31 protein-coding genes and 1 tRNA gene are annotated in these 25613 nt (G+C 67.8%); 17 read left to right on the top strand and 15 right to left on the bottom strand.

Annotated features, from left to right (window positions below):
- Positions 1 to 154: 154 nt before the first annotated feature.
- Positions 155 to 268 carry a DUF6461 domain-containing protein gene (locus Q9G87_RS60690; RefSeq protein WP_371825785.1) on the top strand — a complete coding sequence of 38 codons (114 nt, stop codon included), beginning with the start codon at positions 155 to 157 and terminating at the stop codon, positions 266 to 268.
- A gap of 107 nt (positions 269 to 375) precedes the next feature.
- Here the strand turns inward: Q9G87_RS60690 and Q9G87_RS17980 are convergent, their stop codons facing one another.
- Together Q9G87_RS17980 and Q9G87_RS17985 are read right to left on the bottom strand one after the other, a co-directional pair.
- Positions 376 to 1218, bottom strand: a complete 843-nt coding sequence (locus Q9G87_RS17980) for a PHP domain-containing protein (protein WP_305917519.1) — start codon at positions 1216 to 1218, stop codon at positions 376 to 378.
- Between the two features lie 191 nt (positions 1219 to 1409).
- Positions 1410 to 2051: a LysE family translocator gene (locus Q9G87_RS17985; protein ID WP_305917520.1), complete on the bottom strand. Its 642-nt coding sequence runs from the start codon at positions 2049 to 2051 to the stop codon at positions 1410 to 1412.
- Between the two features lie 178 nt (positions 2052 to 2229).
- Here Q9G87_RS17985 and ypfJ (Q9G87_RS17990) point away from each other — a divergent pair, with 178 nt between their 5' ends.
- From ypfJ (Q9G87_RS17990) to Q9G87_RS18005, 4 genes are all read left to right on the top strand, one after another.
- On the top strand, positions 2230 to 3177 hold the full coding sequence (gene ypfJ / locus Q9G87_RS17990; protein ID WP_305917521.1) for a KPN_02809 family neutral zinc metallopeptidase: 948 nt from the start codon (positions 2230 to 2232) through the stop codon (positions 3175 to 3177).
- Positions 3178 to 3230: 53 nt separating this feature from the next.
- Positions 3231 to 4070: a KPN_02809 family neutral zinc metallopeptidase gene (gene ypfJ, locus Q9G87_RS17995; protein WP_305917522.1), complete on the top strand. Its 840-nt coding sequence runs from the start codon at positions 3231 to 3233 to the stop codon at positions 4068 to 4070.
- Between the two features lie 47 nt (positions 4071 to 4117).
- Positions 4118 to 4414 carry a type II toxin-antitoxin system VapB family antitoxin gene (locus tag Q9G87_RS18000; protein WP_127937745.1) on the top strand — a complete coding sequence of 99 codons (297 nt, stop codon included), beginning with the start codon at positions 4118 to 4120 and terminating at the stop codon, positions 4412 to 4414.
- Positions 4415 to 4522: 108 nt separating this feature from the next.
- A complete protein-coding gene (locus Q9G87_RS18005) occupies positions 4523 to 5371 on the top strand; it encodes a DUF4352 domain-containing protein (RefSeq protein ID WP_305917523.1) in 849 nt (282 codons plus the stop codon).
- Positions 5372 to 5409: 38 nt separating this feature from the next.
- Here the strand turns inward: Q9G87_RS18005 and Q9G87_RS18010 are convergent.
- The 4 genes from Q9G87_RS18010 to Q9G87_RS18025 form a co-directional block, all read right to left on the bottom strand.
- Positions 5410 to 5496 (bottom strand) — tRNA-Ser (locus Q9G87_RS18010).
- A 10-nt stretch (positions 5497 to 5506) separates the two neighbouring features.
- Positions 5507 to 5962 carry a tRNA adenosine(34) deaminase TadA gene (tadA, locus tag Q9G87_RS18015; RefSeq protein ID WP_305917524.1) on the bottom strand — a complete coding sequence of 152 codons (456 nt, stop codon included), beginning with the start codon at positions 5960 to 5962 and terminating at the stop codon, positions 5507 to 5509.
- Between the two features lie 13 nt (positions 5963 to 5975).
- Entirely contained in the window at positions 5976 to 6452 is a 477-nt protein-coding gene (locus tag Q9G87_RS18020; protein WP_305917525.1) for a tRNA adenosine deaminase-associated protein, read from the bottom strand.
- A gap of 17 nt (positions 6453 to 6469) precedes the next feature.
- Positions 6470 to 6985 carry a tRNA adenosine deaminase-associated protein gene (locus Q9G87_RS18025; protein WP_371825786.1) on the bottom strand — a complete coding sequence of 172 codons (516 nt, stop codon included), beginning with the start codon at positions 6983 to 6985 and terminating at the stop codon, positions 6470 to 6472.
- A gap of 147 nt (positions 6986 to 7132) precedes the next feature.
- Between Q9G87_RS18025 and upp the strand changes: the two genes are divergently transcribed.
- From upp to Q9G87_RS18050, 5 genes are all read left to right on the top strand, one after another.
- Positions 7133 to 7771 carry a uracil phosphoribosyltransferase gene (upp, locus tag Q9G87_RS18030; RefSeq protein WP_305917527.1) on the top strand — a complete coding sequence of 213 codons (639 nt, stop codon included), beginning with the start codon at positions 7133 to 7135 and terminating at the stop codon, positions 7769 to 7771.
- 137 nt (positions 7772 to 7908) lie between these two features.
- A complete protein-coding gene (locus Q9G87_RS18035) occupies positions 7909 to 8133 on the top strand; it encodes a hypothetical protein (protein ID WP_305917528.1) in 225 nt (74 codons plus the stop codon).
- A gap of 251 nt (positions 8134 to 8384) precedes the next feature.
- Positions 8385 to 8918, top strand: a complete 534-nt coding sequence (locus Q9G87_RS18040; protein ID WP_305917529.1) for a PH domain-containing protein — start codon at positions 8385 to 8387, stop codon at positions 8916 to 8918.
- A 96-nt stretch (positions 8919 to 9014) separates the two neighbouring features.
- Positions 9015 to 10358, top strand: a complete 1344-nt coding sequence (locus tag Q9G87_RS18045) for a helix-turn-helix domain-containing protein (RefSeq protein ID WP_305917530.1) — start codon at positions 9015 to 9017, stop codon at positions 10356 to 10358.
- Positions 10359 to 10458: 100 nt separating this feature from the next.
- Positions 10459 to 11133 carry a FadR/GntR family transcriptional regulator gene (locus Q9G87_RS18050; protein WP_305917531.1) on the top strand — a complete coding sequence of 225 codons (675 nt, stop codon included), beginning with the start codon at positions 10459 to 10461 and terminating at the stop codon, positions 11131 to 11133.
- Here Q9G87_RS18050 and Q9G87_RS18055 read toward each other — a convergent pair.
- Together Q9G87_RS18055 and Q9G87_RS18060 are read right to left on the bottom strand one after the other, a co-directional pair.
- Positions 11120 to 11959 (bottom strand): SDR family oxidoreductase, encoded by an 840-nt coding sequence (locus Q9G87_RS18055; RefSeq protein ID WP_305917532.1) that lies wholly within the window; start codon positions 11957 to 11959, stop codon positions 11120 to 11122. The genes Q9G87_RS18050 and Q9G87_RS18055 overlap by 14 nt on opposite strands.
- Entirely contained in the window at positions 11956 to 12243 is a 288-nt protein-coding gene (locus tag Q9G87_RS18060) for an antibiotic biosynthesis monooxygenase family protein (RefSeq protein WP_305917533.1), read from the bottom strand. The genes Q9G87_RS18055 and Q9G87_RS18060 overlap by 4 nt, the downstream gene beginning before the upstream one ends.
- Positions 12244 to 12305: 62 nt before the next feature.
- Between Q9G87_RS18060 and Q9G87_RS18065 the strand changes: the two genes are divergently transcribed.
- Entirely contained in the window at positions 12306 to 12782 is a 477-nt protein-coding gene (locus tag Q9G87_RS18065; RefSeq protein ID WP_305917534.1) for a MarR family winged helix-turn-helix transcriptional regulator, read from the top strand.
- 109 nt (positions 12783 to 12891) lie between these two features.
- On the opposite strand, the gene dnaN is transcribed toward Q9G87_RS18065, so the two are convergent.
- From dnaN to Q9G87_RS18080, 3 genes are all read right to left on the bottom strand, one after another.
- Positions 12892 to 13989, bottom strand: a complete 1098-nt coding sequence (dnaN, locus tag Q9G87_RS18070) for a DNA polymerase III subunit beta (RefSeq protein WP_305917535.1) — start codon at positions 13987 to 13989, stop codon at positions 12892 to 12894.
- Between the two features lie 72 nt (positions 13990 to 14061).
- A complete protein-coding gene (locus tag Q9G87_RS18075) occupies positions 14062 to 14721 on the bottom strand; it encodes a LuxR C-terminal-related transcriptional regulator (protein WP_371825787.1) in 660 nt (219 codons plus the stop codon).
- A complete protein-coding gene (locus tag Q9G87_RS18080) occupies positions 14712 to 16151 on the bottom strand; it encodes a sensor histidine kinase (RefSeq protein WP_305917536.1) in 1440 nt (479 codons plus the stop codon). Before Q9G87_RS18080 ends, Q9G87_RS18075 begins: the two co-directional genes overlap by 10 nt.
- Before the next feature lie 109 nt (positions 16152 to 16260).
- On the opposite strand from Q9G87_RS18080, the gene Q9G87_RS18085 reads away from it, so the two are divergent.
- On the top strand, positions 16261 to 17166 hold the full coding sequence (locus tag Q9G87_RS18085; RefSeq protein WP_305917537.1) for an ABC transporter ATP-binding protein: 906 nt from the start codon (positions 16261 to 16263) through the stop codon (positions 17164 to 17166).
- Positions 17163 to 17894: an ABC transporter permease gene (locus tag Q9G87_RS18090; RefSeq protein ID WP_305917538.1), complete on the top strand. Its 732-nt coding sequence runs from the start codon at positions 17163 to 17165 to the stop codon at positions 17892 to 17894. The genes Q9G87_RS18085 and Q9G87_RS18090 overlap by 4 nt, the downstream gene beginning before the upstream one ends.
- 2 nt (positions 17895 to 17896) lie before the next feature.
- Here Q9G87_RS18090 and Q9G87_RS18095 read toward each other — a convergent pair whose 3' ends face one another.
- Positions 17897 to 18811 carry an SMP-30/gluconolactonase/LRE family protein gene (locus tag Q9G87_RS18095; protein ID WP_305917539.1) on the bottom strand — a complete coding sequence of 305 codons (915 nt, stop codon included), beginning with the start codon at positions 18809 to 18811 and terminating at the stop codon, positions 17897 to 17899.
- A 56-nt stretch (positions 18812 to 18867) separates the two neighbouring features.
- On the opposite strand from Q9G87_RS18095, the gene Q9G87_RS18100 reads away from it, so the two are divergent.
- Together Q9G87_RS18100 and soxR are read left to right on the top strand one after the other, a co-directional pair.
- Positions 18868 to 19299 (top strand): Lrp/AsnC family transcriptional regulator, encoded by a 432-nt coding sequence (locus Q9G87_RS18100; protein ID WP_305917540.1) that lies wholly within the window; start codon positions 18868 to 18870, stop codon positions 19297 to 19299.
- Positions 19300 to 19308: 9 nt separating this feature from the next.
- Positions 19309 to 19818, top strand: coding sequence for a redox-sensitive transcriptional activator SoxR (gene soxR, locus Q9G87_RS18105; RefSeq protein ID WP_305917541.1), 510 nt, complete (start codon positions 19309 to 19311; stop codon positions 19816 to 19818).
- Between the two features lie 25 nt (positions 19819 to 19843).
- Here soxR and Q9G87_RS18110 read toward each other — a convergent pair whose 3' ends face one another.
- Together Q9G87_RS18110 and Q9G87_RS18115 are read right to left on the bottom strand one after the other, a co-directional pair.
- Entirely contained in the window at positions 19844 to 20296 is a 453-nt protein-coding gene (locus tag Q9G87_RS18110) for a universal stress protein (RefSeq protein ID WP_305917542.1), read from the bottom strand.
- A gap of 79 nt (positions 20297 to 20375) precedes the next feature.
- The gene (locus Q9G87_RS18115; protein ID WP_305917543.1) at positions 20376 to 21254 is read right to left on the bottom strand and encodes a sigma-70 family RNA polymerase sigma factor; all 879 of its coding nucleotides are present in this window, start codon (positions 21252 to 21254) and stop codon (positions 20376 to 20378) included.
- 245 nt (positions 21255 to 21499) lie between these two features.
- Between Q9G87_RS18115 and Q9G87_RS18120 the strand changes: the two genes are divergently transcribed.
- Positions 21500 to 22210: a hypothetical protein gene (locus Q9G87_RS18120; RefSeq protein ID WP_305917544.1), complete on the top strand. Its 711-nt coding sequence runs from the start codon at positions 21500 to 21502 to the stop codon at positions 22208 to 22210.
- A gap of 83 nt (positions 22211 to 22293) precedes the next feature.
- The gene (locus tag Q9G87_RS18125) at positions 22294 to 22806 is read left to right on the top strand and encodes a GtrA family protein (RefSeq protein ID WP_305917545.1); all 513 of its coding nucleotides are present in this window, start codon (positions 22294 to 22296) and stop codon (positions 22804 to 22806) included.
- 194 nt (positions 22807 to 23000) lie between these two features.
- Here the strand turns inward: Q9G87_RS18125 and dnaB are convergent, their stop codons facing one another.
- Positions 23001 to 25568, bottom strand: coding sequence for a replicative DNA helicase (dnaB, locus tag Q9G87_RS18130; protein WP_305917546.1), 2568 nt, complete (start codon positions 25566 to 25568; stop codon positions 23001 to 23003).
- Positions 25569 to 25613 lie beyond the last annotated feature (45 nt).

The following is a 25613-nucleotide window of genomic DNA, read 5'->3' on the forward strand; positions in this document are numbered from 1 at the left end:
AGCCTCTGAACCCGTTTTGTCGGCGACTGCTGCGATCATGCCCCTCACGCGATCTCTCCCCCAGAGGAAGTCCTCCGCCGGTTCGGCGTGGACGAGGACACGATGGAGGAGGTGGCATTCGACCCAGAGGGATGGCAGATCGCCGTCGACTCCGATGCTTCCGGACGCGCGATCGGGCAGCGATCCGGACCGCTTCATCGAAAACATGCGCGACGTCGGACTGGACCCCAACCACGACATCGATGGACCGGGATCGACTACCCCGTGATCGGCAGATCGCTCCGCCAACCCCTGCGAGGACGTCCGCCGCCGCTGCCACGCCCCAACGTGCGGCGCAACGCCTCTGGGACGAGCGGGCATCGTCCCGTGCGGCTTTCAGCTCGAACGTGCCCAGACGTCATACGGATGGCGGCCAGGCCGGAAGCCTTGGGCTTCCACCATCGCCACCGCGACGGCGAAATCGTGTGCAAGCCCAGCCGGGCTGTGGGCATCGCTGCCAAAGGTGACCGCTTCTCCGCCTTCGTCGCGCCACCAGCGGACGATCTCCGGATCGAGTCGCCCGCGCGTGTTCACCTCCAAGGCCCGACCGCTGTCGGCTAGCGCGCGCAAGGCATGACGGAACTCGTCCTCGAAAGCGTTCGGATCGAACGGCCCGGCCTGCGTCGGCCAGTAGCGGATCGCGTAATCAATGTGGGCGAGCACGCCGAACGTGTCCGAGCTCTTGATCAGACGCGGTATCTCGGCCAGATAGTCCCGGACGACCTCGGCCGCTGGCCGGTGCCGGTACAGGTATGGCGGCTCGGAGAACCGCTGACCGACCGGAAGGCAATGCAGCGAACCGAGCACCCGGTCGAACTGCCCGGCGTCAAGCAGCCTCGCGACCTCATCGCCGTACCAATGCGGTTCGCCCAGTTCGACCCCGGTGATGATGCGCAGGCACGGGAACCGTTCGCGGCAGCGCTGCACGCACTCCAGATATCCGTCGAGATGGAATTTGGGCGGAGCCACCGTCCCGTCCGACGTGAGGAACGCCTGGAGATGCTGATGGTCATCGAGGTCACCGGCAAGAACCATCCAGGCCGTGAAATCCACGTGCTCGGTGAACGCGACTGCGGGGAGACCTATCTCGACCGCCCGCGCGCACGTCCGCTCCATTGAGCCGTCCGGCGCATCCCAGGACCACTCGCTGTGAACATGACCATCCGTTGGTAGCACCACGATCTCATCCCTTCCACCGGTGGGTGGACAGTCGCCCGTGCTCGGCGCGTCAATCGCTGCCCCTGGATGGGAGGCTCGCAGGTCCGAGCCTTACAGCATCGAGGCGACGCCGCAGTCGGTCTTCGCCGGCGATGTGGTTCGACCGGTGAGCGAGCGGGTCCCTGGCTTCCCCGCGGAGGCCAGGGGTCTGCTCAGGCGCTCACCACGGCCTTGGAGCGGTCGGTCGCCATGCTGATCGCGAAGCCGCCGAGCACCGTGCCCATGACGTACCGCTGGATCCGCACCCAGAGCGGGCGGGCGGCCAGGAATGCCGCCAGGCTGCCGGCCGAGATCGCGATCAGGCCGTTGACGGTGGTGGCGACGACGATCTGGACCGATCCGAGCGCCAGGCTCTGCAGCAGCACGTGACCCATGGCCGGGTCGATGAACTGCGGAAGCAGCGACAGGTACAGGATGGCGATCTTCGGGTTCAGCAGGCAGGTCAGCAGGCCCATCGAGAAGAGCTTGGCCGGGCGCTCGACGGGGAGGTCGCGCGGCTGGAAGGCCGACGTGCCGCCGGGCTTGACGGCGTTCCAGGCCAGCCAGAGCAGATAGGCGGCGCCGGCCAGTTTGAGCGCCGTGTACGCGGCCGGCACGTAGGCGAAAAAGGCCGTCAGGCCCAGGCAGGTCGCCGTGAGGTAGACGGTGAAGCCCAGGAAGACGCCGGTGAGGGAGATCAGGCCCGCCCTGCGGCCTTGGGCGATCGAGCGGGAGATCAGGTAGATCATGTTCGGGCCGGGGGTAAGCACCATTCCCAGCGAAACCAGCGCGATTCCGATCAAGGCACCCGTCATGTCGGCAGATTAGCTGACATGTACGGAATGTCGGCGAACCGCCCCCCGTAGCCGGCATCCCGCCCCAGGTCCGAGCGCTGGGTGGCCAAGCGCGGCAGGGCCGTCCCCGGACCGACCCTTTGTCCCATACCGTGCGTATTGGATCCGTTACGGGGGATGAAGTGCCTCGGGGGGACACATGCAGTTCGATGACGATGCGCAGCTCGACCCGTCGCAGGTCGAGGACGTGCGGGCCGGGGGCCCGCAGCGGCGCGCAGGTGGCGGCATGCCGGGCGGCTGCATGCTGCCGATCGGCGGCCGGGGCGGCGGATGCCTGATGCTGCTTCTGGGGGTGGCCGCGTTGTTCGTATTCGGGGTAGTCCCTTCGCCGTTCACCGGCGACGAGGGCGGTCAGCAGGGAGGCGGCCGGCTGCCCAGCGCTCCGCCGCAGCTGACCCCGAGCGGCAACCTGGCCGAGCGCTGCCGCACCGGTGCCGACGCCGACCAGTCGGAGGACTGCCGCATCGTGGGCACGGTCAACAGCATCCAGGCGTACTGGCGGCAGGAGTTCGAGGAACGCGGTCAGAGAGCGTATTCACCGGCCAAGACGGTGCTGTTCTCGCAGGCGGTCAACACCGGCTGCGGCACGGCCGACTCCTCCGTCGGCCCCTTCTACTGTCCCGGCGATCGCAAGGTCTACCTCGACCTGACCTTCTTCGGCACGCTCCAACGCGACTTCGGCGCCGAGGGCGGCCCGTTCGCCCAGGCGTACGTGGTCGCCCACGAGTACGGCCACCACGTGCAGAACCTCCTAGGCACCATGAACAAGGTCAGCAGGAACAGCAGGCCCGGCGCCGACAGCCCGTCCGTACGGCTCGAACTGCAGGCCGACTGCTATGCCGGCGTCTGGGCGAACAACGCGGTCAAGACCGGTTTCTACCGGGACCCGTTCTCCCAGAGCGACATCGACCAGGCGCTCAGCGCGGCCGCCGCGGTCGGCGACGACAGCATCCAGCGTCGTGCCCAGGGTCGCGTCACCCCGGACGCCTTCACGCACGGCACCTCGCAACAGCGCGAGAAGTGGTTCAGCACCGGGTACGAGACCGGCGACCCCAGGCGCTGCGACACGTTCTCCGGGCGCATCTAGACGGCCCTTCGGGGCAGTGGTCCCTGCGGGCGCCCCCGGAAGGAACGTCAGTCATGGACTTCAGGGACCAGGTCGACCTCGATCCCTCGCAGGTGGAGGACGCCGGCACAGGCGGCTCCGGCGGCGGCTTTCCTGGCGGCATGGTCGTAGGAGGCGGCGGCATCGTCAGCCTGATCATGCTGGTGCTGGTCTTCGTGCTGAACAACGTGGGCGGCGGCACGGAGCCGGCCCAGCGTCAGCCCCCGTCGAACCTGGCCGACCAGTGCCAAACGGGCAAGGACGCCGACCAGTCAGAACGGTGCCGCGTGGTCGGAGTGGTCAACAGCATCCAGGACTACTGGAAGCGTGAAATTTCCGAATATCGCCTGTCCAAGACCGTGCTGTACTCGGGCAGCTTACGCACCGGCTGCGGCGCAGCCAGCTCGGCCGTCGGCCCCTTTTACTGCCCCGGCGACCAGCGCGTCTACCTCGACCTGAGCTTCTTCGACCAGCTTCAGAGCGACTTCGGCGCCAAGGGCGGCCCCTTCGCCCAGGCGTACGTGATCGCTCACGAGTACGGCCACCACGTCCAGGACCTCCTCGGCGAACTCGAGTCCGGCAGCTCGGTCCCCGTCGAGCTCCAGGCCGACTGCTACGCCGGAGTCTGGGCCCGCAACGCCGTCACCACCGGCTTCTACGAAAAGCCCTTCACCCAGGCGGAAATCGCCGAGGCCCTCGATGCGGCGGCCGCGGTCGGCGACGACAGAATCCAGCGGAGCACCCGCGGCAGAATCGATCCTGAATCGTTCACCCACGGCTCCTCCGAGCAACGCGTCGCCGCCTTCCAGCGCGGCTACAAGACCGGCGCACCCGCTGACTGCGCGCAAGCGGACCTGGGCCGGCTCCCGGCCTGACGAGGCCGGATAGCGCAAGGATTCCGATTCTCTCCTAAAATCAGGGGGTGATCTTCAAGCTTGTCGGCGACGGACGCCCATATCCCGAACACGGTCTGACGAACCGAGAGTGGGCGCAGATTCCTCCACGGCAGGTCCGGCTCGACTCATTGATCACCACGAAGGCCATGCTGGACCTGCATTCGCTGCTCGCCGCCGACTCCACCTTCTACGGGGATCTTTTCCCCCACGTAGTCCAGTGGCAGGGCGAGCTCTATCTGGAGGACGGTCTGCACCGCGCGTTGCGCGCGGCCCTGCATCAACGATCGATCCTGCACGCCAGGGTCCTGGAACTGCCCAACTGAGAAAGGAAAAAAGGGAGCCGCGATTCGCGGCTCCCTTTTTGTTATGTCAACCATCAGGAGGACTCGGGCGTCACAGCAGCACCTTTCAACATCGTTTTGGAGAATGCCGTGTCCTACCCGCAGCAACCGCCTGGGCAGCAGCCACCGCAGGGACACGGATACGGCTATGGTCCACCGACGCAGCCCGGCTACGGCCACCAGCCGCCGCCTCCTCCGCCGCCTCCCGACAAGAGCGGCAACCTGGGCGTGATCCTGCTGCTGGTCATCGGCCTGCCGCTGCTGCTGCTCGGCGGCTGCGGCGCGGTCTTCTTCGTACTCACCGCCGACCACGGCAGCGTGGCCGTACGGGATGTGCTGGAGACGGAGGCCGACGACAACCCGCCGGACGTGCAGCTCGATCCCGGCACTGGCCCGCCGGCGAGCGCCGCACCCCAGCAGAGCACCGCACCCGAGCAGAGCACCGTGCCCGAGCAGACCGCGGCGCCCGAGCAGACCACCGCCCAGCAGCAGTCCGCGCAGACACAGCCGCAGACGGCCAAGATCGGTGACTCGATCACCTTGGAGGGCCGTGACCCCGGGCTGAAGGTCGCCGTGACCGTCAGCCAGGTCGTCTCTCCCGCGACCCCGGCCGACAGCTTCACCAAGCCGAAGACCGGCCAGCGGTTCGTGGCCGTCCAGGTGACGCTCACCAACCAGGGGCAGGCCGTCTACAGCGACTCGCCGACGAACGGGGCCTGGCTGATCGACGCCGAGGGCCAGCAGTATCGAGCGTCGATCATCGCGAACGTGCGGGAAGGCCAGTCGTTCGGCGGCACGGCCACGATCAACACCGGCGACAGCAGGAAAGGGGTGATCGTGTTCGAGGTGCCGGAGACGGCCAAGCCCGCCAAGTTCCAGTTCGCGCTCAACAGCGGCCTCGCCGACCAGAAGGGCGAGTGGGAGCTGAGCACAACGTGAAAGAGCCCCCGGATCTCCGGAGGCCCTCTCATAAACGGCGGTGGTGGTGGGATTTGAACCCACGGATGAGTTGCCCCATCACACGCTTTCGAGGCGTGCGCCCTCGGCCACTAGGCGACACCACCGCGAACGAGCTTACCGGATCCGCCGAGTGGCAAAGAACTGCTTTAGGAGAGCCGAGCACTCCCCTGCCAGCACCCCCATGACGACCTCGGGCCGATGGTTGAGCCGGCGATCGCGTACGACGTCCCAGAGCGAGCCCACGGCTCCGCCCTTCTCGTCAACGGCCCCGTACACGATCCGATCGACCCTGGCCTGCACCGCGGCCCCGGCGCACATCGTGCACGGCTCCAGCGTGACGACCAGCGTGCAGCCGGTCAGCCGCCACTGGCCGCGCGCCGCGGCGGCCTGTCTGAGCGCGAGGATCTCGGCGTGGGCCGTGGGGTCGGCGGTGGACTCGCGGTCGTTGCCCGCCGCGGACAGGACCTCGCCGCCCGGCCCGAGCACCACCGCGCCCACGGGGATCTCCTCCCTGGCGGCCGCCGCGACGGCCTCCTCCAGGGCCAGACGCATGGCCTCTTCGTGGGTCACCGGTCCGGCGGGGTCACCGCAGCCGGTCGAGCTCGTCGGCGAACGACAGCCGCTCGGCGATCACCGACAGGATGTCGGCAGGCAACAGGCCCTCTTCCATGCTGAGCTCCAGCAGCTCTTCCGAACTCACGCCCAGGTCGCTGAGCAGCTCGAAGTCGCCGGCCGGGCGGATGCCGAGTCCGTTGCCCTCCTTGTCCGGAACCACCCCGGCGAACTCGGCGAACAGCTCGCCCAGGCTGTCGGAGACCACGGCGTGCACGTCGGACAGGAACACGCGCGGCTCCTCCTCGCCCAGGTAGCGGGCGATGGCGAACCACTCGTCCTCGACCTCGACGCACAGCAGGGCCAGCTCGTCGCCGGTCAGCCCCAGCGCCTCGGTGACGGCGTCGCCGAAGTCATCGACGATCTCAGCATCACTCAGATCGACCTCGGCACCGCTCCAGCCGTCGGAGGTCCTGACGAAGGCAGCAGAGAAGGTGTTGGACGCCATGTCCGCGCTCCAGGGGGTCAGCCGAAGACCGATTCGATGGCACGCTCGAACGGCTCAGAGAAGCCGAGCCGCGCGGCGATGCTGGACAACACATCTTCGGGAAGCAGATCGATGTCGCCGGAGAGGATGCCCAGCTCCATCTCGTCCAACCCGAGATCTGCGAAGATCGACAGATCTCCGGCGGGGAGCACGGTCTCCTCGTCCTGGAGGATCTCGTCGAGCTCCTCCTCATCCGGTACGGGCACGTCCAGGTAGTCGAGCGCCTGACGCGCCAGCGGGAAATCCCATGAGGCGGCGATGTCGGACAGGAAGACGCTGACCCGATCACCCAGCACCCGCAGCGCCACGAAGAACTCGTCCCCCACGGCGACCAGGCCGATCGTGCCGCTCTCGCTGGGCTGCTGCCGCAGCGCGTGGATCAGTCCCTTCAGATCGGACGTGAGCGTGACAGGCAGCAGCTCGGCATCCCAGCGATCATCCTCTCGATAGACCACGATGGCGAAGTCGAGCGCGTCTTCGTCTGTCATCGCCATGCCCACCCGATCTCTGACCCGACAGATATCACCAGGACCCAATCGTTCCAGAACCGGCCACTAGGCGTGTGCCTCTCCGACCAAATTGTGATCAAAACCAATACCGCGAGGTGCTGTCACTTGCCCCACAAGATAGCGTTGTCCTCTATGGAGACCCTCGTTGTTGATCATCCGCTCGTGGCGCACAAGCTCACCACGCTGCGCGATGTCCGCACCGACTCGCCCACCTTTCGCAGGCTGGCTGACGAGCTGGTGACGCTGCTGGCGTACGAGGCCACCCGCGACGTGCGGGTCACCGACATCACCGTCCAGACGCCCGTCGCGCCCGCCAAGGGCGTGCACCTGGCCAGGCCCTACCCGCTGGTCGTGCCGATCCTGCGGGCCGGGCTCGGCATGCTCGACGGCATGACGAGGCTGCTCCCCACGGCCGAGGTGGGGTTCCTCGGCATGATCCGCGACGAGTCCACGCTGCAGGCGGAGACCTACGCCACGCGTCTGCCCGACGATCTGTCCGGGCGGCAGTGCTTCGTGGTCGACCCCATGCTGGCCACCGGGGGGACGCTGGCGGCGGCCGTGCAGTTCCTGTTCGACCGGGGAGCCGTGGACGTCACCGCCATCTGCCTGCTGGCCGCCCCGGAGGGGCTGGCGCACATGGACAAGGTGTTCGCCAACTCCGGCAAGCCGATCCGCGTCGTGACCGCCGCCCTTGACGAGCGGCTCAACGAGAACGGCTACATCGTGCCCGGACTCGGCGACGCGGGCGACCGCCTCTACGGCGTCGTCTGAGGCACCCCTATTTCATCACTCTCCGTCGTCGCTTCGTTACATAATGTGGTTGAGTGGGTACGAAGAGACGGGAAGGCAACTTCCGCATGCGCGTGGGGGAGCACGATGAGCTACATGCCCGGTGCCGAGGTGTCCTCGTGAACGAGCACATCGAGGCGGATCCGACTCCGTACGCGGAGGTCGAGGCGATGCTCCGCGAGGAGTTCGCCGGCGTTCACTCCACGACCACGGTAACGCGCTGCGTCGAGGCGGCGCACTATGGCGCGCTGGAGGTCACCGGCTACGCCCATCCGAGCCTTGTCGAACGCATCGCGCGCAAGCACCTCCACGTCCTGGCCCTGGTGGCGAGCGAACGTGGCTAACAAGATCAGAACCAACCTGCCAAGTCACCTTTACCCCGGCATCGGGGTGGGTAATGTATACGGCGGGTGGAGCGGGTAAGTGGCACGGAGGCGACGGTGCAGGTCAAAAAAGTCCTTACATACGGTGGTATCGCATTTGTGGCGTACTACCTCTTGGCCCGACCAACTGACGCCGCCAACGCGGTGAAGGGGGCGTTCGACACGGTGGTCAACGCGGCCGACTCGCTGGCCCAATTCGTGAACAGTCTCTCATGAGACTTGTGACCCACGGGGACTCCGCCCCGGCGTCGGTCAGTCGTTACCTTCTCCCCACCGAACAACAACACCTCATGGTGCGGCGGCATCCCGCCGTCCTGCTCCGCCCGGTTGCCGAGGTGTTCGCCGGCTTGATCGTCGCCGGCCTGCTCAGCAAGTTCTTCGGCGACAACCAAGGAGGCGGCACGGCGCTGGTCGTCGTGTGGTGGTTGTGGCTCCTGCTGTTGATCCGTTTCGTATGGAAAGTCGCGGAGTGGTCGGTCGATTACTTTGTGGTGACCTCGAAACGGATGTTGCTCACCACAGGCCTCATTACTCGCAAGGTCGCGATGATGCCCTTGAGCAAGGTCACCGACATGAGCTTCCAGAGAACTCTCCTTGGGCGCATGCTCGGTTACGGTGAGTTCATCCTGGAATCGGCCGGACAAGACCAAGCTCTGTCAACGGTTGAGTACATTCCGTATCCGGAGACCCTCTACCTCGAGGTCTGCCAGATGCTTTTCCCCAGCAAGGACGACGGCGACGATTAATCCCCGGGTGGAGAATTCTTCACGCGGGGATACCAGATTCGGCTACTTCATGCAATCATTGCGTGTTGTTGACCCTTCCCCGCCTTGAGAGATGAGATGCCGAGTCAGGGAACCATCGGTGACCGCGTCCGTGGACTGCGGCTGAACAGGCGGATGTCACAGGCCCAGCTGGCCGGACCCGACCTGTCTGACAGTTATGTCTCGCTCATTGAGTCGGGCAAGCGCACGCCGACTCCTGTCGTGGCTCGGCTGCTGGCCGAGCGGCTTGGATGCACAACCGAGTTCCTCCTTCACGGGATCGAGCCTCGGCAGCGCATCGACACCGAGCTCGGGTTGCGCCATGCCGAGCTCGAGCTGCACCACGGCGACGCCACTGTCGCCGCGGACCGCTTCACGGAGATCGTGAAGGCGGCCGACGAGGAAAACGCCATGCTGACCGCGCAGGCCCGTTTCGGCCGGGCCCGTGCCCTCGAGGCCCAGGGTCGCCTCGGCCAGGCGGTGGAGGCCTTCGAGCGTCTGCGCAGAGAGGCCGCGGCTCACCCCGAGCGGCTGGCCGACCTCCCGCTCACCATCGCGCTGAGCCGCTGCTACCAGCGGGCCGGCGACCGGCTGCGCGCTCGTGACCTGGCCACATACGCGCTGGAGCAGGCCGAGCGGCTGTCCATCACCGAAGGCGAGATCGCCGTCGACCTGGCCACCGCGCTCATCGAGGCACGCGGCGAGCAGGAGAGCGGCTCCCCCGAGCTGGCATACGTCAAGCGGGTGCTGGACACGGCAGGCGTACCACAAGTTATGGACCGTTCCGGAGAGATCCGCACGTTGTGGCACGCGAGTGCCGCAGCCGCGGCAGGCGAGGACTCCGCGCTGGCCGTGCGCCTGGCCGACGACGCGATCATGGCTGGTCGCGCGTCCCGGCTCGCGCTGCAGCTGGCCCGGGCCGCCATGCACTGGTCCAGGATGGCCACCGCGCCGATCTACGAGGCCGAGCCGCTCATCACGGCCGCTTCCCAGGTCTTCGCCGGCTTCCCCAGCGCCACCCGCGAACACGGCGAGAGCCTCATCGTGCACGCGCGGGTGAGACTGCGGGCCGGCGACCCCGTGCGGGCCGCCGAGCTGGCTCATGCGGCGTTGGAGCCGTCGTCCGACCAGGCAGGCATCACGCCTGTCGAGGCGCGCCTGGTGCTCGCCACCGTGGCGCTCGACCAGGGCCAGGACGCCACGGCGGATCTCGCCGCGGCTTCTCGGATGCTGAGCGCGCTGGACCGGCCGGTGTTCGGCACCGACCGGCAGGTCGCTCGCTGCTGGCGCGAGCTGGGCGACCTCTACGGCAGGGTCGGGTCCGTGGCGCACCAGACGGCGGCATATCGTAAGGCCCTCGAAGCCGCCGGAGTCCGCTCCGCCATGGCGGGAGTCACGGTCGACGCCATAGTTTCTCGCTGAACCTCCGGAGAGCTCCAGATTTGGCTTTTGAGTCTGGAATAATTAGGGTCTACCAGTCATTGACTCATAGGATGATTGGTTACCCCGGAGGAGGCGGACTGTGAGTCTGCGTACGGCGCAGCGGGCTTCGCTTGTCGACCAGGTGATCGACCAGCTCAAAGAGCAGATCACCTCAGGGTCGTGGCAGATGAACGGCAAGATCCCGACTGAGACCGTGCTCGCCGAGCAGCTCGGAGTGGGTCGTAACACCGTTCGTGAGGCCGTACGCGCGCTCACGCACGCCGGGCTGCTCGAGTGCCGTCAGGGGGACGGCACTTACGTCCGCGCGACCAGCGAGCTATCCGGCGCCATGCTGCGGCGGCTGAAGCAGGCCGAGCAGCTGGAGATCCTCGAGGTACGCCGCGCGCTCGAGGTCGAGTCGGCGCGCCTGGCCGCCACCCGGCGCACCGACGAGGACATCGTCCACATCGAGGCGGCGCTGGCGGAGCGCGACCGCGCGTGGGAGCTGGACGACCCCGACTTCTTCGTCGAGGCCGACCTGGCCTTCCACATGGCGGTGGCGCACGCCACGCACAACCTCGTGCTGATCGACCTGTATGAGGACTTCTCGGCGGCCCTGCGCGCCAGCATCACGGCGGCGGGCACGTCGCTCAACAAGACCTACATCCCGCACGACGCGATCGCCCGCGCCATCGCGGCCGGGGACGCGACGGCGGCCGAGCGGGCCGGGCACGCCTGCATGGAGCACATCCTCATCGCGCTCACCGACTCCTGAGCCGGTCGGCGTGGTCTTTCGCGAAGTCGGTGAATGACCTGCCGGGGCGGCCCGTCACGTCCGTGAACGCCGGCGTGGTGTAGTCGCCCCAACCCTGCGCGTACGCCGTGAGGTATTCCTTGGTGACCGCCGCGTCCCACTCCGGCAGCCCGGCCGCTTGCATCGCACGCTCCGCGTCGTCCACGGTGACCGGCTGGTAGTCGATCGGCGTGCCGTACACCTCGCTCAGTGCGACGGCCGCGTCCCCCAGTGAGATGCTGGCCGGGCCCGTGAGAGTGTAAGTCTTGCCCTTGTGCGGCGCCGGATCACGCAGGACCGCGGCGGCGAAGTCGCCGATGTCGCGTACGTCGATCATGCTCAGCCGGCCCTCGCCCGTCGCGCCGTAGAGGGTGTCGCCGTTCACCGAGCCGAAAAGGTTCTGCATGAAGAAGGCCGGGCGGATGACGGTCCAGCCGAGACCCGAGGCCGCGAGCTCGACGTCGGACAGGGCGTGCAGCCGGCCGTTGCGGGTCGGCGCGTCGTGGGCGGCGCCGATGGCCGACATGCGCACGATGTGGTCCACCCCGGCCTCCCTGGCCGCCCAGACGGCGTTCATGCTGGCATGGGGCGCCTGCGGGCCCATCGCGGTCAGCAGCCACAACGTGTCCACGCCCTTGAACGCCTGGCCGAGTGTGGCGGGGTCGTGCAAGTCGCCGACCGCCACCTCGACACCGGACGGCGCCTTCGCCGCGTCCCGCACCAGGACCCGCACATCCTCCGTGCCCGCCAAGGACCGCAGCACCGCGCTGGAAACGGTGCCGGTGGCGCCGGTGATCAAAATGGTCATCGTATTGTCCCCTCTTCCATGGACACGAGCTCGTCGATCAGATCGAAAAAGGCCTGGATGCCAGGCAGGTTCGCGCCTTTGGCGCGGGAGGCGGCGAAGTCCTCCGGCGTGCGCCACTCCACGATGTCCAGCCACTCGCCCTCGGACACGCGGACCAGCTTGGCGCTCAGGAATCCCGTCCGATCGGCCTGGAAGTCCGCGACCATCCGCGGGCGTGCCGCCAGAAGCAGGTCGGCCTGCTCGGGGGCGACACGGAACCTGGTGAGTTCCACCGTTGTCGTCATGCCACGAGAATATAGTAATGATTAGTGACGGTCAAGATTAGTGACTAAATGGAGGGTGTGAGGTGCGCAGGAGCCAGCGCAAGCAGGAGGAGCCCGATCTCGGCATTCTGTCCAGCCGGACCCTTTTCAGCCTGCAGCGGGAGCTGTTCACCCGGCTGAGCGAGCAGGGGCATCCGCAGGTGCGGCCACGGCACGGTGCGGTGATCGCCTACCTGGACGAGGAAGGCAGCAGGGCCACCGACCTGGCGGCGCAGTCCGGGCAGCACAAGCAGGTGATCGGCACCCTGGTGGACGAGCTGGTGGAGCTCGGGTATGTGGAACGCCGGCCGGACCCGGCCGACCGCCGTGCCAAGCTGATCGTGCCTACCGAGAAGGGCCGCGATCACATGGCCAAGTCGGACGCGATCCTCGCCGCGATGGAGGCGGAGCATGCGCAGGCGGTGGGTGAGCAGGCGTATGCGGACTTCAAGCGGGTCTTCAAGGCGGTGGCCGACCGCCAAACCGGAAAGGACCGCACCGACGTGCCACCCCGGGACTGACCCCGCCCCGGCGCCCCGCCTTCCCCGGCTGAAGCGGCCGGTCGGCGTTTGCAGGGAGGCGCCGGCCCCGGGGGGCAGAGTGCGTCTCCCGCGCGAAGCCGCAGGGTCCTTACTGCTGGCGGAGAGACATGACCAGGTAGCGGAAGGACGGGGCGGCGTCGCCCGGAACGTCCTGGATGAGGGCGGGCCTGGTCGGCGACTCCATGTTGATGCGGGCCAGGTCGCTCTCGATCCCCACCAGCCCGTCCAGCAGGAACTGCGACTGGAAGGCGATCTGGATGTCCTCACCCCGCAGCTCGCACTCGACCACCTCGGTGCCGCGCCCGATGTCGCCGCCGCCCGCCTGGATCAGCACCTGCCCCTGCGCGAACGACAGCCGGATGGCGGTGTTGCGCTCGGCCACCAGCGCCACCCGCTTGATCGCGTTGACGAACGGCGTCACCGGCACGTCAGCCCTGATCGACCAGTCGTTGGTCAGCCTGGCACGGTAGTCGATGAACTGCTCGTCGAGCAGCCGCACCGTCGTGCTGCGCCCCACGCTCTCGAACCCGGCCACCCCGTCGCCCATCGCGATCCACACCTCGCCGCCGCGCAGCGACTTGGCCACCTCGACCAGCACCCGGGCCGGCACCATCGCGGAGACGGCCACGTCAGGACTGGCCGGACGCCAGGTGAAGTCGCGGGCCGCGATGCGGTAGCGGTCGGTCGCCGCCATCGCCACGGACTCGCCCTCGATGTCGACCCTGATGCCGGTGAGCATCGGCAGCGTGTCGTCGCGGCTGGCGGCTGGCGCGACCTGGCCGACGGCCGAGGCGAACACGCCGCCGCCGACGGCGCCGATGGCCGGCGGCATCGTGGGCAGGCTCGGAAAGTCCTCGACCGGCATCGTGACGAGCCCGAACTCGGCACTGCCACAGGTCAGCACCGCCTCAGCACCTTCGGTGACGATCTCCACGTCGTCCGCGGGCAGGCTCCGGCTGATCTCGGCCAAGAGCCGGCCGGGGATCAGCACGCTGCCTTCCTCGGCCACGTCGGCGTCGATGACGGCCCGGGCGGAGACGTCGTAGTCGAACGCGGACAGGCTCAGATCCTCGCCTGCCTCCAGCAGGAGCCCGGACAGGACGGGCACTACAGGGCGGCTGGGCAGGACTCGGGCAGCCCACGCCACCGCCTCTGCGAGTACATCGCGGTTAACCCGGATTTTCACCTGTTACACCCCTTCGTCGCGCCGTGCCTCTATGAAAATATCCGAGAGGACCGACAACTCAGGGCCACGTTGTCAGCCGCGGCTGTTGAGGTACGTGAGCACGGCCAGCACCCGCCGGTTGTCGTCGTCCGACGGCGCGAGGCCCAGCTTGGCGAAGATGTTGGCGGTGTGTTTGGCGACGGCGCTCTCGCTGAGGTAGAGCCGCTGGGAGATCGCCGCGTTGGAGCGCCCTTCCGCCATGGCCTCGAGCACCTCCCGTTCCCTCGGCGTGAGCGCGGCCAGCGGCTCGTGCCTGGCGTTGCTGGCCAGCAGCTTGGCGATGACCTCCGGGTCCATGGCGGTGCCGCCTTTGGCGACCCTGCGTACCGCGTCGATGAACTGCTCGGCGTTGAAGACCCGATCCTTGAGCAGGTAGCCGATCCCGCCTGAGCCGTCGGCCAGCAGCTCGCGGGCATACAGCTGCTCGACGTGCTGGGACAGCACGAGGATCGGCAGGCCCGGCACGGACTTCCTGGCCGCGAGCGCCGCCTGCAGTCCCTCGTCGGTGAACGTGGGCGGCAGCCGCACATCGACGATCGAGACGTCCGGGCGCAGCTCGATCAGGCCCTTCAGCAGTTCGGGGCCGGATTCCACCGCGGCGACGACGTCGAAGCCGTGGGCCTGCAGCAGGTGCACCAGGCCGTCTCTGAGCAGGTAGAGGTCCTCGGCGATGAGCACACGGTTCATAGGCATGGGCGCCAGGGCTTGGTCGGGGTCGCTTCCACCATCCAGCGCTCCCTGTTGTGGGTCACGGGGATACGAATGGCCATGAAGTGCATGCTAAGCCCAAGCGCGATCATGCCGATGATCGTCGGCCACTGCCAGACCTCGGGGAGGTGCAGCGCCAGGAACCAGGACTTCTCGTCAAAGTCGATGATCTTGAAGATGGCCGGCACGAACCCCTGCGGGAACGTCGGGCACCAGGCCGTCGCCCACAGGAAGCCGAGCAGGATCGCCTTTCGGCGGGGAAGCCTGCCCAGGTCGCCCGACCAGTGCTCGGGCAACGCCCTGGGCAGCTCCATCGTCACCGTGGTGGGGCCGCCGGGCGGGCTGTTCAGCGCGAGCACACCGTCGAACGCCGCCAGCCTCCGCTCGATGCCGGACAGGCCGCTGCCCTTGGCCGGATCGGCGCCGCCCATACCGTCGTCGGTGACCGTGATGCGCAGGTCAGGGCCGTTGGAGCTGAGGTCCACGGTCGCCGACCTGGCGTCGCCGTGCCGGGCCGCGTTGGAGAGCAGCTCGCTGACAGCGAAGTACGCCGCCGCCTCGACCGGCGCCTCCGGCCGATGCGGCAGGTCGACGTCCACGGTGACCCGCATCGGGCTGTCCATGGCCAGGGCGCGGACGGCGTCGCCCAGTCCGCGTTCGGCCAGCACCGGTGGGTGGATGCCACGGATGACCCTGCGCAGCTCGGTCAGCGTGTCGGAGGAGGCGTCCCTGGCCTTGGCCAGCAGCGCCTTGGCCGCCGACGGGTCCTTGTCCATCAGCTCCTCGGCGGCGCCGAGCGTCATGCCGATCGCCACCAGCCTGGCCTGCGTGCCGTCATGCAGGTCGCGTTCGATCCTGCGCATCTCGGCCGCCTGGGAGTCGGTCGCCAGGTTGCGGGTGCGCTTGAGATGGCTCACCTGGCTGGCCAGGCGGCTCGCGGCCGTCGCGCCGAGCAGCAGGTTGCTCCAGAGCGCGTAGAGCCGCAGGCCCAGCTCCGGCACCAGGACGAACAGCGGCAGCAGCGTCGCCTTGACCAGCGGGTCCAGCAGCAGCCAGAGATCGTCGCGCCAGGTCGCCGGGTCGGTGATCAGCCACTTCCAGCGATCGTTCCAGGCGGGGATACGTGGCGTCCGGTAGAGGGTGCGGTCCGAACGGTACATCCCGTCCGGTCCCGGCACGGGAGGCGGGGGCTTGGGCAGGTAGGGGGCCTCGATCGGGATGCCCGTCCACGCGCGCAGGAGCCGCCTGTTGAGCTCGGCCAGCCTCCTGACCATCCGAACCTGCGGCTGGAAGAGGAACACCATGCCCATCGCCACCGCCAGGACCAGCATGACGACGGACAGGAGGATCAGCGGCACCTCGACGACGAGTAGCGCGAGCAGCACCGTGACCTGACCTAACCTCCGCAAGAGCATGCCTTCAGTCTGCGACAGCGAGGGCGCCTCGGTCACTGCACCTAGCTACACCCTTGCTGGGCAGCTAACGAGATTCCGCGACAACTCCCGCGTTCCTAGCGTCGATGCCATGAAAATCATCGAGGTCAGGAACCTGCGCAAGCAGTATCCGAACCATCTGGCGGTCGACGACGTGTCGTTCGAGGTCGCCGAGGGCGAGATCTTCGGCGTCCTCGGCCCGAACGGCGCAGGCAAGACCACCACCGTGGAATGCGTCGCCGGCCTGCGGGCGCCGGACGGCGGCACCGTACGAGTGGCCGGGCTGGACCCGCAGCGGGACCGGGACGAGCTGCGCCGGGTGCTCGGCATGCAGCTGCAGAGCGCGGCCCTGCCGGAGAAGATCAAGGTGTGGGAGGCTCTGGACCTCTACGCCTCCTTCTACCCCGACCCGGCCGACTGGACCGAGCTGATGGAGCGGGTCGGGCTCGGCGACAAGCGCGACACCACCTTCAAGAAACTGTCCGGAGGGCAGCGCCAGCGGTTGTCCGTGGCGTTGGCGCTGGTCGGCAGGCCGCGCGTCGCGGTGCTCGACGAGCTGACGACCGGGCTCGACCCGCAGGCCCGCAGGGACACGTGGGAGCTGGTCGAGCAGATACGCGAGTCGGGGGTGACGATCGTGCTGGTCACCCACTTCATGGAGGAGGCCGAGCGGCTCTGCGACCGGCTCGCGCTGATCGACGCCGGCAAGGTGGTCGCCACCGACACGCCGGCCGGGCTGATCGCGCAGGTGGGCGGGGAGCAGCGGGTGCGGTTCCGGCCCTCGGCGCCGGTCGACGACGCCGTGCTGCTGGCCCTGCCCGAGGTGCGTGAGGTCAGCAGGAGCGGCGAGCAGATCACGGTCAGCGGCTCGGGCGACCTCGCGCCCGCGGTCACCCTCGCCCTCGCCCGGCACCAGATCGTTCCCGGGAACCTGCGCACCGAACAGGCCACGCTCGACGACGCGTTCCTCGCGCTCACCGGAAGGAAGTTGTCATGAGGAAGATCCTCTTCGTGGAGACCAAGCTCCACCTGCGTGACTGGCCGACCATGTTGTTCACCATCGGCCTGCCGGTCATGCTGCTGGTCGTGCTGGGGGTCAGCATCCCGGCGCTGTCCAAGACCGGCGCGTCCGGACTACGGGGCGTGGACGCGCTGCTGCCCGCCATGATGACGTTGCTGTCGCTGCTCGTGCTGGCCTGCAGCGTGGTGCCGGCCGTGCTGACGTCGTACCGGGAGCAAGGGGTGCTCAAGCGGATGTCGACGACGCCCGTGCATCCCGCACGGCTGCTGGCGGTGCAGCTGCTGATCAACCTGGGCACGGGCACCGTCGCCACGGCCGTTCTCATCGTGTCGGCCCGGCTGGTGTTCGGCGCTGCGCTGCCGCGGCATTGGGGGTGGTTCGTGCTGGTGTTCCTGCTCGGCACCGCCGCGCTGCTGGCGATCGGGCTGGTGATCGCCGCACTGGCGCCCAACGGGAAGACCGCGCCCGGGATCGGCGCGGTGGTGATGCAGCCGCTGATGCTCCTGGGCGGTGTGTGGATACCGCACGAGGTCATGCCGGACGCGCTCCGGAGGATCAGCGACTTCTCCGTGGCCGGACCGGTCACCCAGGCGATCAAGGACGCCTGGGCCGGCCAGGCCCCGCAGCCGCTGCATCTGGCGGTGATGGTCGGCGGGCTGGTGGTCTTCGGGGGCCTGGCCGTGCGCTTCTTCCGGTGGGAGTGAGGCTAGCGCCCGGCCCAGACCGGGCGCGCGCCCGTCACGTTGGTCATCAGCGAGTAGAGCGAGGTCGAGGCGGTGATGAACATGCGGTTGCGCTTGAGCCCGCCGAACACCAGGTTGGCGGTGGACTCCGGCAGTTTCAGCCGGCCGATCAGGGTGCCGTCCGGGTCGTAGCAGAGCACCGCCTTGCCGGCCGCGGCCCAGATCCGGCCGGTGTCGTCCAGCCGCATCCCGTCGAAGATGTCGTCGGCGCCACCCTCGGCGAAGACCTTGCCGCCCGCCAGGGTGCCGTCCTCCCGTACGTCGAACACGCGCAGGTGCCGCTCTCTGGTGTCGGCCACGTAGAGCAGGCTCTCGTCCCGCGAGAACGCCAGGCCGTTGGGCCGGTTGAAGTCGTCGGCCACGACGCGGACCTCGCCCGTCACCGGATCGGCCCGGTAGACGTGGCAGCCGTCGATCTCCTGCTCGGCTGCGTGCCCCTCGTAGTCGCTGAGGATCCCGTACGGCGGGTCGGTGAACCAGATGGACCCGTCCGAGCGGACGACCACGTCATTGGGGCTGTTGAGCCGCTTGCCCTCCCACCGGTCGGCGATCACCGTGATCGAGCCGTCATGCTCGGTGCGGGTCACGCGGCGGTTGCCGTGCTCGCAGGAGATCAACCGGCCCTCGCGGTCGAGCGTGTTGCCGTTGACGTAGCCGGACGGCCGGCGGAACGGCCCGACCACACCCGTCATCTCGTCCCAGCGCAACAGCCGCTCGTTGGGGATGTCGCTCCACACCAGGAACCGGCCTGCCGGGAAGTACGCCGGGCCCTCCGCCCAGCGGGTGCCGGTGTAGAGCACCTCGATCACGTCGTCTCCTCCGACTGCGGCGAACCGCTCGTCGAGCACCTCGAACTCGGTGGGAATCGTCTTCGTCATGGTTCTCACCATACGCCGTTCGGCTTGCCGGGAAAATGACGAGATATCATCCTGCGGTGGACGATATCGACAGAATGCTGATCGAGCTGCTCCAGGAAGACGCGACGCAGTCGTACGCCGTGCTCGGCCGGGCGGTGGGGCTGTCCAGCGGGGCGGCCCACGAGCGGGTGCGCAAGCTGCGCGAGCGGGGCGTGATCAGGCGGACCACGATCGAGGTCGACCAGGCCGCACTCGGGCGGAGCGTGACGGCGTACGTGCTGGTCGAGGGCAGCACGTGGATGGGCGACAGCGCTGACCGGCTGGCGGCGATCGGCGAGATCGAGGAGGCGCACGTCATCGCCGGACCCGCGTCGGTGCTGCTCAAGGTCCGTACGGCGGGCACGCGGGAGCTGCAGGACGTGCTGCGGCGGGTGTTCGAGGTGGACGGCGTGACGGGGACGCAGACGGTCGTCGTCCTGGAGACGTTCTTCGAACGAACCCTCAAGTAAGCTCCAGGTATGACCAAGGTCGCCTGGAACACCAAGGAGCTGACCGTCGGCCAGCTGGCCGAGCGCAGCGGCGTCGCCGTCTCCGCCCTGCACTTCTACGAGGCCAAGGGGCTCGTCAAGAGCCGTCGCACGGCCGGCAACCAACGTCGTTACAGCCGCGACAGCCTGCGCAGAGTCGCGTTCATCAGGCTGGCGCAGCGCATCGGGATCCCGCTCAAGACCATCAAGGACGCGCTGGCCGAGCTACCGGACGAGCGCACGCCCACACGCGACGACTGGGCGAGACTGTCTGCCGCGTGGCGGAGCGAGCTGGACGATCGGATCCTGCAGTTGCAGCGGCTGCGTGACGACCTGACAGAGTGCATCGGATGCGGCTGCCTCTCCCTCGACCGGTGCCCCGTGGCCAACCCGCACGACCGGCTGGGCGACGAGGGGCCGGGCGCCCGGCGCATCGACACCAAGCTGTGCCCGCCCCAGGCGTGCTGCTCGGTCGAGCCGGCCGCCGCGGCCGCACAATGACCCGTTGAGCCTTGATCGGGCGGGCCTAGCGGGGAGTCTTGGCCGGCGGGACGATCAAGGTGGGCCGGTGCGCGTGATGCAGCACATGGTTGGAGACGCTGCCGAGCAGCACCGACCTGACCCCGGCCAGGCCACGCGAGCCCGTCACGATCAGCGAGGCGTCGAGCTCGTCGGCGACGTCCACAATCGTCTTCCAGATCGACTCGTTGTCGGCGACCGCCCGGTAGGTCACGTCGGCGAGCCCCGACGCGATCGCCAGCTCGGCGCCGTCCTTCGCGTGCTGTTCGGCCTGGGCCTGCGCCTCGTCCCCGGTGCCCGGGTCGAGCGCGGCCGCCGCCAGTGGATATCTGCGCAGCTGCACGAGCAGCGGTTCCCACACCGTGAGAACTACGGTCGGCTCGGCCGAGAGATGCTTGGCGGCGAACTCGATCGCGGTCCGCGCGTCGGCCGAGCCGTCGTAGGCGACAAGGATGGTCATGGCGTGCTCCTCTTCGCTTCAGTCATCCGCTAAAGCACCGGAGTGATCACGCCAATTCCGTGGGACCTTGTCTGGTTTGTCACATCGTTCCGAAGACCAGGTCGAGCCTTTCGAGGCGGTCCGGGTCGGACAGGATGTCGAAGGCGACGATTCTGCCGTTGCTGATGGTGAAGCTCAGGACGCCCTTCGGCTGTCCGTTCTCCAGGCTGACGAGCCCCACGGCGCCGTTCACCAGCACCGGCTCCACGCGACGTGCGGTCGTGTAGCGCTGGAAGTTGACTGCCTGTCCGGCCACGGCCTCGGCGCCGCGGATCGTCCACAGCCCGCCTTCGGCGTCAACACGCATCACGACGTCGGGGTCGAGGATTTCGAGCAGCGCCTGGAAGTCGCCACCGCGCGCGGCGGCCAGGAAGGCGTCGACGACCTGCCGCTGGCGCCCCAGGTCGGGCTCCGGCGGCGGGACGGTGCCGCGTACGCGCTGGCGTGCGCGGCTGGCCAGCTTTTTCGCCGCGTCCGGCGAGCGGTCCACGATCGCGGCGATCTGCTCGAACGGCACCGCGAACATGTCGTGCAACACGAACGCCAGCCGCTCGGCCGGGCTGAGCGACTCCAGCACCACCAGCAGCGCCAACCCGACGGCGTCGGCGATCAACACCTGCTGCTCGGGATCGCCGCCGTCCTCGCGGCTGACGACCGGGTCCGGCAAGTGCTGCTCGAAGGGCGCCTCGCGCCGTGCCGTACGGGCACGGAGCATGTCCAGGCACACCCGGCCGACGACCGTGGTGAGCCAGCCGCCCAGGTTGCCGATCGCGCCGCTGTCCGTACGGCTCAGCTTCAGCCACGCCTCCTGCACGGCGTCCTCGGCCTCGGCCAGCGAACCCAGCATCCGGTACGCCACCGCCTTGAGATGCGGGCGGTATTCCTCGAACTGGCCGGCCAGAAAGTCGTCAGTGTCCACGGTCACATCCTTCGTCAGGGCTCCTACGTCCTTGACGTAGCGGACCCGGCAAACGTGACACCTGTAGGGTCCGGCGCATTGTGGCATAGGCCGGTCCTCCGAACAGGGCGTCGGCTGGTCGTCCAGTTGATGGCGTGGCTTGGCTGGTCGGCTGACCGAGGTGCTCAAGAGGTAACTTTCGTAGGGGGTGCCGGTTGACGATCGGCGGATGATCCATCCGGCTCGCCCCTGACAGGCTCGCCGCCGTGCATACCTACTTTCCCGGACGGTGGATCGGCGGCGCGACGCTCGTCCTGGGCCCGGTCGTCCTGTGCGCCGGATACCTGCTGCGCTACCTGAGCACGATCATCGCCCTCACCCCACAGCAGCAGGCGTGGGCCGAGGCGCAGCCGTTCGCCGCCTACGGCCAGCTCCTCGCCTACACCTCAGAACCCGCCCTACTCACCCTCTCCTACGCAGTCTTCGCGCTGGGGGCGCTGCTGCTCTTCCCCGCTTTCGTCGCCCTGGCTCAGCGCATTGGTGGCAGCCTCGCCTTCTGGGGCGCCACCCTGCTGGTCGCCGGGCTCTTCTCCCGCCTGTACTCCGCCGGCGCCGACCAGACCGCCTTCCAGCTCACCGAGGTCATCGGACTGGACCAGGCGACGAACGCGATCATGAAGGAGTATGTGGACATTTCCTACGGCCCGTGGCGGGTGAAGTCATGGGCCTCGGTAGGTCAATACGCGGGCTCGCTCCTCTTGGCCATCGCCGCCTGGCGCTCTGGCCTCTTCGGCACCGCCCGCGCCGTGATGCTGCTGCTGGCAGGAGGCACCTGGATGGGCGTGCTGAAGGGCGCCTCGATCCCCGATGCGCTGGTCACCGCCCTGCTCTGCGTGGCCCTGGTCCCGCTGGGCGTGCGGATGCTCCGGGACCGGCTGCCGGTTCCGGCTGGACATCCGAAGGTGCTGAGCTGGTGAGCGTCCGCAAATCCTGATACCAGGGTGTTCGACCGGTGAGAAGATCGGGGGTGCTCCGAATAGCAAACGCCGTACTCGCAAGATTGCCGGAACCGCTGCACGCACTTGCGCTGAAGCACCGTGAACTGCTGAAGTTCGCGGTGGTGGGCGGAACAGCGTTCTTAGTGGACAACACGGTGTTCTACGGGCTGAAGCTGACCATTTTGGAACCGAAGCCGGTGACCGCGAAGATCATCGCGGTGCTCGTGGCGACGATCGTGTCCTACGTGTTGAACCGCGAATGGTCGTTCCGGACCAGGGGCGGCCGCGAGCGCCGTCACGAGGCCGCGCTGTTCTTCCTGGTCAGTGGCGTCGGTCTAGTGCTCAGCTCCGCGCCGCTATGGATCTCCCGGTACGTATTTCGCCTGGAGACCCCGGACGTGAGCCTGGTGATCCAGGAGATCGCCGACTTCATGAGCGCGCAGGTCATCGGCACGCTGATCGCCATGGTCTTCCGCTTCTGGGCACTCCGGAAGTGGGTCTTCCCCGACGAGAAGGCCCAGTCCGGCCGCGTGCGACTGGCTCCCACCCCCGATTCCACGGACGAGGCGGCTTGATGACAGCGAATCCAGAAGCCGTTTCGGCGGTTGGACTGCTTCATGCCGCTGCTGCGCGCCACGAGCCCGGCCCCGCGGATGACCGCCGAATAGATAGCGAGCAAAAGTCCCGTAGGACCGACATCACAGGGCGTTATCAAAGCTCATGATCAGCCGCACTTGCTCACGGAACCGCGGATCCTACACACGCCACGTCAGTGCTGAGCCATGTCCACGAACCGGCTGTAGTGGCCCTGAAACGCTACCGTCACCGTGGCCGTGGGGCCGTTACGGTGCTTGGCGACGATGAGGTCCGCCTCGCCCGCCCGCGGCGACTCGCGCTCGTACGCGTCCTCGCGATGCAGCAGGATGACCATGTCCGCGTCCTGCTCAATAGATCCGGATTCGCGAAGGTCGCTCACTTGGGGACGTTTATCCGTTCGCTGCTCGGGACCACGGTTGAGCTGGGAGATCGCGATGACCGGAACCTCGAGCTCCTTGGCCAGCAGCTTGATCGCACGAGAGATCTCCGAGACCTCGTTCTGGCGGCTCTCTGTCTTCTTCGGCGAGCTCATCAGCTGGAGATAGTCGATGACGACAAATTTGAGGTCGTTGCGCTGCTTGAGCCGCCGGCACTTGGCCCTGATCTCCATCATCGACATGTTGGGCGAGTCATCGATGAACAGCGGCGCCTCGGCCACCTCGCTCATCCGCCGAGCCAGGCGCGTCCAGTCGTCGTCGCCCATCATCCCCGACCGCATGGCATGCAGTGCGACCCGGGCTTCGGCAGACAACAAACGCATGGTGATCTCATTGCGGGACATCTCCAGCGAGAAGATGACCGTCGTCATCCCATGCTTGATCGCCGCAGAACGCGCGAAGTCCAGCCCCAACGTGCTGTTGTGCGTCGGGACCCAGGCTCGCCCGGCCAGATACAGGTGTGCCGAGTTGTCCACCTCCACGCAGCGGACGGGAACGCTCTCTACGGGCCGTACCGCGGTGATGTAGCGGGAAACCTGCTCTCGACCCCACTCGTGCCTCGCGTGATGCGCCTTCCGAGGCAGCCTGGCCAACGCCATTGGAGCAGGCACGATGACGTCCCAGGAATCACGTGATGTGCGGCCTGCACGGACCCGACCGACTCGGCGGTGAACCTGAGGTACGCATCCAAGGCTCCGGACGAGTTCCAGAAAATCGTCCACCAGGCGCTCGTTGGCATTGGTGAAGCGGTAAGCACCATGCCCGTCGACATATCCGTCCGAGTCGATCAACCCTTGGACGAGAGCGAGTCGTTGCGGCTGAGATGCGCGTAGGTACGCCTTCGGAACGTGCTTTCCCTTGTCCAGCCCCAGAGAACGCCACTTCTCCCGCAGGCCACGCACGCCGAAGTGTCCCGGATCTGTGTACGCCACCGCGTCGTAGCCGGCCGACCGGAACTCGTTGACCAGCCATTCCCGATCCTGCGGATCGCACGCGACGCGTCCACTTCCCACGGTGTCCCCGTCGCCAAGCAGGTAGCCGAGCACATATGGGTCGAAGGGCAGGTCGCGGACAATGGCGTCCAGGGCACGCGCCGCCGGGACAGCGTGATTGTGCTGTCCTCGGACTTTCAATGTCTCGCTGATCTCCCGAGTGGTGCGCGGCTTCACCACCGATTCGCGCCGATCGCACGGCTCGGGCCGATTCCACTGCTGCTGAACCGCAACGGCGGTGCGTCCCATCAGTACGCCGATTTGGCCGGCCGTCATACCTTGCGCGCGCAACGCTCGCATCCGCGCTCGCTCACCGGAGCCGTACTTCGTCCGAGACGCGGAAGATGACGCCCATGCGGCCCAGTTGGCGGGATAGGCGGGATCACCCGGCTTGCGGTGATAGTCGTATGCCTTGCGCAGCTTATTGTCCCAAGTCACCCATTGGTGATCGGCGTCCGCGACGACCACCGTGCCGTCGCTGAACTCCACCTCATAGCACGGCCTGCCGTACATCACCTCAGTGGCCGCTACCACCTGAGTCGGCCTGCCATCCGCCCCAATGAGCTGATCGCCGACTTCCACCTCTCCCATCGTCGTCCAACCTGTCGGCGTGGGCAGAGGCGTGGCGAGCGCGAGCGCCTTTCCGATGGCCGGCCGGGCGGCCACGACGATCATCTGGCCTGGATGGAGGCCGTTGGTGAGCTGGTCGAGGTCCTGGAAGCCGGTCGGCACGCCGACCATCTGGCCGCCCCGGCTGCCGATGGCCTCCAGCTCGTCCAGGGCGCCGGGCATGATGTCGGCCAGGGGCGCGTAGTCCTCGGAGGTGCGGCGCTCGGTGACCTTGTAGATCTCTGCCTGGGCGCGGTCGACGAGGTCGTCGACCTCTTCGTTCTGGCCGCCGTAGCCGTAGGAGACGATGCGGGTGCCGGCCTCGATGAGGCGGCGAAGGATGGCCTGCTCGCGGACGATCTTCGCGTAGTAGCCGGCGTTGGCGGCGGTGGGGACGACGGCCGTGAGCGTGTGGAGGTAGGCGGCGCCGCCCACTCGGGCCATCTCGCCGCGCTTTTGCAGCTCGTCGAAGACGGTGACGGCGTCGGCGGGCTCGCCCCTGCCGTAGAGGTCAGTGACGACGTCATAGATCATCTGATGGGCGGGACGGTAGAAGTCGTCGGCCCGGATGATCTCCACGACGTCGGCGATCGCGTCCTTCGACAGCAGCATGCCGCCCAGCACCGACTGCTCCGCCTCGATGTTGTGCGGCGGCGTGCGCTCGAAACCCGGACCCGCGTCGGTCTCTTCGTCAATGCTCACCGCGCCCCCTCGAACAACCTTGCAGGCGGTCGCACCACCCCCACT

Source organism: Nonomuraea turcica (genome assembly GCF_030718205.1).
Lineage (GTDB): Bacteria > Actinomycetota > Actinomycetes > Streptosporangiales > Streptosporangiaceae > Nonomuraea.